The sequence below is a fragment of the Hohaiivirga grylli genome, assembly GCF_039655745.1.
GTDB lineage: Bacteria > Pseudomonadota > Alphaproteobacteria > Rhizobiales > Beijerinckiaceae > Hohaiivirga > Hohaiivirga grylli.
Genome location: NZ_JBBYXI010000011.1, coordinates 1 through 9,847, shown reverse-complemented (window position 1 = coordinate 9,847; position 9,847 = coordinate 1). Strand labels below are relative to the sequence as shown.

Annotated in this window: 6 protein-coding genes; 5 read left to right on the top strand and 1 reads right to left on the bottom strand. The window is 45.2% G+C overall.

Annotated elements, in window-relative coordinates:
- From WJT86_RS12100 to WJT86_RS12075, 5 genes are all read left to right on the top strand, one after another.
- The coding region (locus WJT86_RS12100; protein WP_346337843.1) for a hemagglutinin repeat-containing protein at positions 1–5,645 on the top strand (5,645 nt) is incomplete at its 5' end.
- Entirely contained in the window at positions 5,646–6,119 is a 474-nt protein-coding gene (locus WJT86_RS12095) for a hypothetical protein (RefSeq protein WP_346337841.1), read from the top strand.
- 280 nt (positions 6,120–6,399) lie between these two features.
- Positions 6,400–7,950: a hemagglutinin repeat-containing protein gene (locus WJT86_RS12090; protein ID WP_346337840.1), complete on the top strand. Its 1,551-nt coding sequence runs from the start codon at positions 6,400–6,402 to the stop codon at positions 7,948–7,950.
- 8 nt (positions 7,951–7,958) lie between these two features.
- Positions 7,959–8,549: a tetratricopeptide repeat protein gene (locus tag WJT86_RS12085; RefSeq protein ID WP_346337839.1), complete on the top strand. Its 591-nt coding sequence runs from the start codon at positions 7,959–7,961 to the stop codon at positions 8,547–8,549.
- Between the two features lie 329 nt (positions 8,550–8,878).
- Entirely contained in the window at positions 8,879–9,370 is a 492-nt protein-coding gene (locus tag WJT86_RS12075; RefSeq protein ID WP_346337838.1) for a hypothetical protein, read from the top strand.
- A 55-nt stretch (positions 9,371–9,425) separates the two neighbouring features.
- On the opposite strand, the gene WJT86_RS12070 is transcribed toward WJT86_RS12075, so the two are convergent.
- On the bottom strand, positions 9,426–9,847 hold a 422-nt coding region (locus WJT86_RS12070), incomplete at its 5' end, for a DDE-type integrase/transposase/recombinase (RefSeq protein ID WP_346337837.1).

The window sequence follows — 9,847 nt, the reverse complement described above, 5'->3', positions numbered from 1 at the left end:
TGAGCATTGTTACGCAAGCCCTGATCAACGATGGCGCGCTGCAGACAACGGGTGATCTTGATATCACGGCGACGTCCTATGCCGCTGGTGCGGGCTCCAAGGCTGCGGGTGAGAACCTGAAGCTGTTCCTTGGGCAGGGCGGTCTCAACAATGCCGGTGAGTTACTGGCCAATGACACGCTAATTATCACAGCGGGTGGCCTGACCAATCAGGCGACAGGGCGGCTGGGTGCGACGGATGTCGTGTTAAAGCTGACTGCTGACCTCAACAATGCCGGTAAGGTTGAAGCGAACAATATCCTGACCATTCAGGCTGCAACCCTGAACAATACCGGCGGTATCTCGGCCTATGAGATCAGCCGGCAGGAGAATGGTAATCTTGCAGCAGGTCTTATCCTGAGCGGTGGGCTGAACAATGCCGGTACCATTCGCGTCACGAACAACCTTCTGACAACTGCAGCCTCCTTGTGGAATGGCAGCGGTGCCCAGATACAGGCGGCAGCCCTGTCAGCGATTGTTGGTGGCGATATTTACAACAGTGGTATCCTGCTCTCGGATAGTATCCTGATCCTGTCTGCTGCCAATCTGACCAATGCGGGCACATCTGCCAGTACGGCAACGATCTCGGGTAAAGACCTCCAGATCACACTGGCCAATCATCTGAACAATGCCGGGTATTCCATCGTGCAGGGCCTGCAGAGTGCCCGTGTGACGGCGTCGACTGCCAATCTTGATCTGTTTCATGCCAATGGGGTTGATCAGGGTGTGTTCAACTACGGCAAGGATCTGGCGCTGACCCTGTACAATCAGGGCTTAACGATTGATGTGGGCCAATCCCTGATTGTTGATGGCTCACTGGCGCTGACCCTTGGTCAGGATGTAACGGTCAATGGCGTTCTGGCAGCGCGTAATGATCTGTTCCTGAAGACCGACGGGTCTCTGACGGTTGGGATTGATAATATCTACCTCCCGGGTGGTGGCGAGATATTCACCATGGGGAATATGGAGCTGATCACAGGTGGCAACCTGACCAATACGGCTTCAACGATCCAGTCCATGGGTGACATGGTGCTCAATGTTGGTGGAACACTGACCAACAAGCGCACAGATCAGCTTGTCAAATTCGAAGTTATGTTCAACCCAAGCCGGGTTATTGAAAAGGCTGCTGGGCAGCATACGGCTTCCAAGTATAATGAATACTGGGTAAGTTACACTGAAACATCTAATGCCGCCCAGATTATGTCAGGTGGCAATCTGGTTATTACAACGGATGCTCTGATCAATGATGCCTCAATTATTCTGGCGTCAAAGTCTGCGCTGATTAAAGCCAACAGCATTCAGAACCTGTCCCGTGAAACAGGTATTTACCGCACAGTTGAGAAGATTGAAGGGGATGGGGATGAAGATCCAAGCCCCTATTTTGGTTGGCTGAATGATGGCCAGTTTATGAACATTGAGGCTGGACAGCTTGAATATAAAGAAACGACGGGCCTGATCTATGCAGGAGCAACCCTGAAGCTGGATGTTCCGAATGGTTCAACAATCAGCACCGGTAACCTTGATGGTTCGACGGTGATCATTGATTCCTCGACACTGATCAATGGCATCACGGACCCGAACCGCCCAACGGCACCATCACGTCTGCCGGACCCGGTTATTGACCTGAGCAACTACTTCACGGGCCCAAGCACTGGTGGGGTCGGCGGCCTTGGTGCGGGTAACCGCGTGACGATTGGTAATGTCACCTATCTCAATGCCTCCCCATTTGCAGGGGCGGAAGACACGAAGCGTGGGCCGATCTGGATACTTGAGCAGGTTGGTGACATCCGTGATGGAGTCAAAATATTTGCAGACCCAACCAATGAACAGCGCATGCTCAATCAGGCGCTGCTTGACCAGACGGGCAGCCTGATCCTTGATCCGCGCTACCGCACACCTGAAGAGCAGCAGGAAGCTTTGTGGCAGGGCACTGTCGACTTCCTGAAAGCCAATCCGGATATTAAGCTGGGTGATGAGCTGACGGCTGAACAGCGGGCGAACCTGTCTGAACCAATCCTGTGGTATGTGACACAGAACATCAATGGCGAGGATGTGCTTGTTCCGCAGCTTGTTCTGCCGACCAACCGTCTTGAAGAATGGCGCAAGTCGAACGGTGGCGTGATCACCGCTGATAATCTCTACATCACGGGCGACAATATCTACAACAGCGGCGCAATGCTGGCGGAGAGTATGCTCTCCATTGATGCGGGCACCTTCACCAATGAGCGCCGTGTGGTTACAGCGGCGGATACCGCGACCCACCTGGTTCAATACTTACAGGACGGCGGGTTCATTGCCGGTGATATTGTCCAGATCAGAACATCGGGTGATCTCGCGAATATTGGTGGTACAATTATTGCCGGAGACGGTTTATATCTTGCAGCCGGTGGTGATCTTATTTTGACAGCGAGTGTGACGAGTTATCATGGACAGGATGACTCGAAGAAGAGCTCCATGGATATGAGCAGTACGACCTATCATGGCGGCACACTCTACTCCGGCAGTGATATGAGCCTCTATGCGGCCAACGACATTCGTGTCGAAGCCTCAAACGTAATTGCACTTGGTGATGCTTCTCTTCTTGCCGGAAACGAGATCACCATCACCTCGCTTGAGAACACGGGCAGTGATGAGCGCTCAGGTAAGAGTGGCAATGTTCTGAAAAAGAAGAGCTGGTCATCTTCTGACAGCTACACGCAGAACGTCTCCTCAACCATCGTTGCAGGTGGAGACCTGACGGTTGCTGCGGCCGGTAACGTCAACATCCATGCCTCAGACCTGATTGCAGGCGAAGACATCCGCCTTGCAGCAGGTGCCGGTGAAAATGGTAAAGCTGGAGCGAATGTCAACATCACAGCCGGGCAGGACAGTGAAAACCACGGTTACTCCCAGACCAAATCCAGCCTGTTTGGCGGGGGCTCTGGTTGGGCAGATATCTGGCATAAGAAAACGACAACCGATACTGTTGGTACCATCACCAATGTTGGCTCCAATATCTCGGCGGGTGGTAACGTAATAATCACCGCCAACAACGATATCAACATTCAGGGGTCAACAATCTCGGCTGGTGATACAGCTATGCTTAACGCTGGAAACAATATCAACATTACACCCGGTGCTGATGGCTATACGGCATCTCATAAGAAGCTGGAACAGGGTGTTGGTATAGGCGGCTCTGCAAACAGTACAGAGGCCAAGGTACAGGTCGGTTATCATTCTAATAAAACTGAAGTAACGATGGACAGCAGTTATGTTGTGTCATCGGTTATTCAGGGTGGTAACGGTGTTGTCATGAATGCCGGGAATGATATCAATATACAGGCAGGTGTTATCCGTTCACCGGGTGATATCTCCCTGACAGCAGGGCACGACATTAATACGACCGTTGCCTATGACATGGTCACGACTACATCAAAACAGGATGAGAAATTTATTGGTGTGACCGCTAAAGGCACCGCCAATATTCTAAATGTAATTAACAGCCTGAAGCAGGCTACCGAGACCTTCAAGTCGGGCCATGGTGGAGCAGCTTATGAAGCCATTGGTATGGTCAGCGGTGTGCTGAAAGCAACTGATGCCATTAAGGCTGCTTCTGGCGGTCTTGCTGGCGTTTCTGCGAGTTTGACGATTGGCGGTGAAGGCAAGAAGAGCAGTCTTCATGAAGAGCTGGCTCTGGCACATGGCACGACCCTAGATGCTGGTGGTAATTTAACTCTCAATGCAGGCAACAATATTCATCTGATCGGAACAGATGCAAGAGCAGGTAATACTCTGAACCTTGTCGCCGGTAATGATATCATCATTGAGAGCGCGCAATCCTATAATTCCGGCGGTTATAAGAGCCAGCAATGGAATGCAGGTATCGGTATTGGTGCGAGTATGGGTGCCGGTGGTGCTGGAGCAGGACTTCATATCGAAGCTGGGTTCGGCCAATCTGAAAGTGAGAACTGGGGTATCCAGCAGGAAAACAGTTACCTGAGCGCAGGTAACTCAATAAACATTAAGTCTGGCAATGATACAACGATTGCCGGTGCAGTGATCTCTGCTCCTGATATCTCGCTTGATGTTGGCAACAACCTGACGGTTCAGTCACGTCAGGATACGGGCCATGCTGAAGGTTCTTCAATGAACATGGGAGGCTCTGTCACGATTGGTTTTGGTGCTTCTGCATCTGGAGGTGGCGCATCATTCGGATTTGGCAACTCTGACAGTGATGTTGCATGGGTTACAGAACAGACGGGGATTTATGCAGGCGATAAGCTTGATATCAAGGTTGGTAATCACACCCAGCTTGATGGTTCTGTTCTGAATTCTGAAACTGGCAATCTGACTCTTGATACAGGTACGCTCGGGTTCACGACCATCAAGGATTATGACAAGGGTGATGCCTTTGACATGAGTGTTGGTGTTCATGCCTATGATGGCCCCAATCCTAATAAATCGGGTGAACGTGTGTCAGGGGCTGGTACTTCGGTTGGGGGCAGTATTGAAGGACATGATCGTGAGCAGGATACCAACGCAACGGTTGGTGAAGGTACAATTATTATCAGAAATCAAGACCAGCAGGTTCAGGATGTTGCAACGTTAAATCGAGATCTAGATAAGGCGCAGGTCATCACTAAGGATGAGAGCTGGGGCACGCAATTTTATGCATCGGATACGAGTGTTGCAGAAGCTTTGAATGGGTTCCAAGGAATCCCTCAAGACCTTCAGAATATGGTTGATAATACTGCTAAGGGTATCAATGTCATAGGGAAGACCCTTGAAGAAGCAATTGATGCAATATCAAGCGATATTGAGAAAAAAGGATTAGTGAAAAAAGAAGAGGTTGAGCAGGCTAGAGATATCGCAAAGAAAGCAGCCAAAGATCCTAAGGTTTTAGAAGAGTTGAAGGGCTGTGGAGCATCTCAACAGGGGTGGAATTATAAGAATCTTATTAAGGATTTGTTTGTTACAACTGCCCATGCCCAAGGAGCAATAACTGCGGATGGAATATGTTCTAATCCTAGTTCAGTAACAGATTTAGCTAAAGCCCTACTGAAGGGAGGCTCTGTAGCGATATCAACAGGTACAGTTGTCGCTGTTGCGGGTGGAGCTTTACTTGTACTTATTCCCACCCCGGCAGGTAGTGTGGATACCCAAGAGTATCGTGATCTTGATGGGAATACCATTAAGCTTACATCTGATAGACCTGCTGGACGTGTAGATGTCATTGTTACAGATATTCATGGTAGCGAAGTAACAATCTACGCTAGAACGCGTCTGGATGGAACATACGAGCTGGAGGGATATACACCAGCAGGTTCTGGTGATTTACCCAATACATATATTACTGATGATCAGCGCCAATTAGTTATTCAGGCAATGAAAAATGCAGGATATAGTGTATATGTACCGGATAAAAATGATTATATTTATCTTTCAGAGAAAAATAAGGATGGTACGCCAGGGAATAATCAAGCTCAAAATAAGCAGTTTAGAGATATTGTTACCAAATTAGCCTTAAGCAAGGCACAGGCAAGATTATTACATGAAGAAATTACGGGCCAAAACTATGGTTACCAAGAAATTCTTCAAATAGGTCGTGAAATGTTTGGGAAGAAGTAGATGCCTAATATTGAAGAACTTTTTGAAGCTGCGAATGGATTAATTATATGGGATGCATGTGTATCATATGGCAGTGCTGTTTTTTTTGAATTTGGAACACCGCATTTACGAGTAAGAGAAGCTTTAGAGAATGTAAATAAAGGCTCTCGTTTATCTCGACGCAATGTTCGGGTTGTGGGTGAATTTGAGTTATTAACTGTTGATTGTTATTGGATAATAGAGAGTGAGTTTGGCAGTATTAATAGTGAGGATGATTTAAGTAATTTGAATTCTTTTTTTAATAAAATAAAAGGCGAAAGAGTTAGTAAGTGTACCTTTAAAAATGAAGTGCTAACGATCAGCTTTGATTTTGGATCAAAGCTGATAATCAAAAAACTAGAACATTTGGATGAAGTTCATAGTTTATTTATGATCTCGGATTCAAACGATAATGTTATAGAAGTTTTAAACAATTGGAGTATTGATCTAACTTAAGTTTCTACCTCACTTAAAACGAATGATATATTTTCTCAAGCAATTGGTGTTTTTTCATTTTACTAGAAAAAATGTAAATTTCTGTTTCAGGTTTAAGGGCAACCTCAGGCATAATCTGCATGACCTTACATATTTAAAGCGGTAGCTTGGTGGAGTTGAGGGGAGTTGAACCCCTGACCTCTGCAGTGCGATTGCAGCGCCCTCCCATCTGAGCTAGAGCCCCGGCTGCTTTTGATTTTTAAGAAGGGCGGCATTTTCTGTCAATCTTGCTTTATTGAGTGTGCATATACAGCAGCAGGTTTGTGGTTCGTTATTAATTTATGCTGATACAGGTTGTTCTTCCGGCCTAAGGGCATTAGATGCAAGAGCAGGCAATGATCTGAATCTTGTTGCCGGTAATGATATCATCATTGAGAGTGCGCAATCCTATAATTCCGGTGGTTATAAGAGCCAGCAATGGAATGCAGGTATCGGTATTGGTGCGAGTATTGGGGCAACAGGTCCGAGCCTTGGTCTACAGATTGAAGGAGGATTTGGTAAGTCCGACAGTGAGAACTGGGGTATCCAGCAGGAAAACAGTTACCTGAGCGCAGGCAACTCAATCAACATTAAATCCGACAATGATACGACCATTGCGGGCGCTGTGATCTCGGCTCCTGATATCTCGCTTGATGTTGGCAATAACCTGACGGTTCAGTCACGTCAGGATACGGGCCATGCCGAAGGCTCATCAGTGAGTGCAGGCGGCTCTATTACAATAGGTGCTGGTGTTACAGGTGGTGTTTCTGTTGGTTTTGGTGATTCTGACAGCGATGTTGCCTGGGTGACAGAGCAGACAGGAATCTATGCAGGTGACAAGCTTGATATCAAGGTTGGCAATCACACCCAGCTTGATGGTTCAGTATTGAATTCGGATACCGGGAACCTGACGCTTGATACGGGTACGTTAGGCTGGACGACAATTAAGGATCATGACAAGGGTGATGCCTTTGATATGACCCTGAGTGCCAGCACGGGTGTTGGCAGGGACGAGAACAATAATCCGCAACAGGTTTATGGCGGCTCGTTTGGCGGCATGATCGAAGGCCATGATCGCGAACAGGATACCAACGCAACGGTTGGTGAAGGCAACATCATCATTCGCAACCAGGATCAGCAGGTTCAGGATGTTGCAATGCTTAACCGTGATCTTGATCAGGCACAGGTCATTACCAAGGATGAGAGCTGGGGTGTCCAGTTCTATGGGTCTGATACCAGTATTGCGGAAGCGCTGAACGGGTTTCAAGGGATACCGCAAGACTTGCAAAATATGACTGCTAATACACAGAGAGGCATTGAACTTTTAGGGCCTTCTGTTGCGACAGTTGTTTCTAACCTGTTCCCAAATGGAAAATATTCTACCCAAGAAGTATCACAAATTGCAGAAGTTGTTCAGGCAAAAATTGCAGGTGATATCACAGAGGATATGATCCGTAGTGCCAACTGTGGAAGCCAAAGTGGTAGTTTGGTACCACGAATTCTTAAATGGCTAAATCCCATTACCACAGCACATGCTTACGCAACTGGAGATTCCTGCTTCATCACCGGTCAAATAACAGGTAAGAAATATGAAATACCTCGTAACTCGACTGAAGATTGTATAACAGCTGTTCAAACGGCTGAAAAAGATCCGGCTGTCCAGAAGACAGCCTCAGCTTTAAAGAAGATAGGGCAAATTTGTATATTAATAGGATGTTTGTTAACAGGTGAAGAAGGTCCTAAGCCCATACCAATTGAGCCTCCTACTAGAATTGAGCAAATGTACGATCCAAATAAACAAAAAAAGAAATAGGTATAAATATGAGTAACGTTTTAAAACTGAAAAGTGGTTTTGAAAAAGAACCTGATCTAGAGAAATTAACTTCTGCTTTCCAAGCTATGAAAGATGGAAAAAATGATTTATCTAGGAAAATATTACAAGAGCTGATAGATGACGGGTCCTTATGGTCTTTAGTCTATTTAGGGGATATATATTATAGCGAATTGAATTATGATAAAGCTTTAGAATATTACAGCCTTGCTGCTATTAAAGGAAGTATTTCTGGGGAATTTTATCGTGCTAGATTATTTTATACTATTGGTAAATATAATGAGGCCTTTTTAGCTTTTAGTAAATTAAGTGAAAAAGGATTGCCTACAGCTAAATACTGGCTATATATGTTGTACCGAAACAAATATATAAATAACCTTTCAAAGACAAAGGCTATATCTCTCTTATTCCAAGCTGCAGATAGCGGCCACTTGTATGCACAAAGAGAAAAGGCAATGCTATATTTAAAAGGTAAAATGGGATTTTGGAGAATTCCAATAGGCTTATTTTTCCTTGTAAAAATGATTCAAAATGCGGTTAAAATATCAAAATTAGATGATAAGGTAGAATATACGATTTGAGATAATTGCAGCGGTTTCAAGGGTTCAGTCGCATTTGGAACTGGCAATGCAGTTTGAGATTTAAAGGCGCACTTCGGGCGTAATCCGCCTGTCCTCGCCGTATCATCTGGTTGTCTCAATTATCTCATGCTCTTGGATCATCTCCTCAAGATTGCGAAGTGACAAACAATAAGCCAGATACCATTGCAGACAGTGTAAAATAACAGATGCGGGAAGCGTCGATATTTGAACATTGCAACTCATGACGGAGAAAATTACACTCCTCATGTTATGGGTGTGTAGTGTTGCTGATCACTTAATGCGACAGAACCCTATTTGGGATATCTGAAATGAAATTTAATCTTGAGATGAAAAAAATCTTACGGGCATCAAAGATTGAGATTCCAGCTAAATGCCTTAATAGAATTATAGAAAATGGCTTTACTGAATTGGTCAGTCAAGACGCTACTACGTATGTTTTGGGGTTTAAGAATGTTTCTGTAGGTTTTTCAAAGGGTTCCAATTTTTTTGATGAGATAGATTTTGAAGTTTGGCATAATTCTATTAGGATTGACGATTTTTGTAATGAAGAGAATAATAATGAAAATGTACTATTCACCTTTGTTATACAGATGCTAAAAATATGGAACAATAAATTTAACGATAAGATTTTGGTATCTGTATTTCATATAAATAAAATAGAAAAATCTTATATTGCTAGATTTTATTTAAAAAGAGGGGATGTTTCATGGTATTCTGATGATTTGGAGGGATATTCTAGTGCCTTTGGAGTTGTTAATTCTAACGAATTAGATAAATTTATTGAATTTATAGGTAAATAATAAGGTTCTGTCGCATTTGGAAACGAGGATACGGTTTGAGTTGGTTGTAGCCGTTTCACTTTACCGGAATGAGTAGTTCAAACTGTTGTTTGAGGTTTAAGGGCGCACTTCGGGCGTAATACGCCTGTCCCTGCCGCATCATTTGGATTGTCTCAATCCCATCGAAAATAATGTTGGCACAGGTGTTGGATTTGAAGCCAAGCATAGGTTTGGTGCGCCTTTTAATACTGCGGTGGCTTTGTTCAATGCGGTTGTTCAGATATTTGCCTGTCTGAATTCTGATTGGCTGAAGAGGTTTTCCATTTTCATATCTGAGCCGATGTTCATTATCAATTGCGACAAGAGCCGTCTGATTAGCCTGATAGCGATCAAGCGTAATACTCTCCGGCCTGTCGTTTCGCTCAAAAGCTTTCCTGAAAAATAACCTTGCGGCCCGGATGTTGCGCTTCTCCGAGAACAGAAACTCAACGGTCTGTC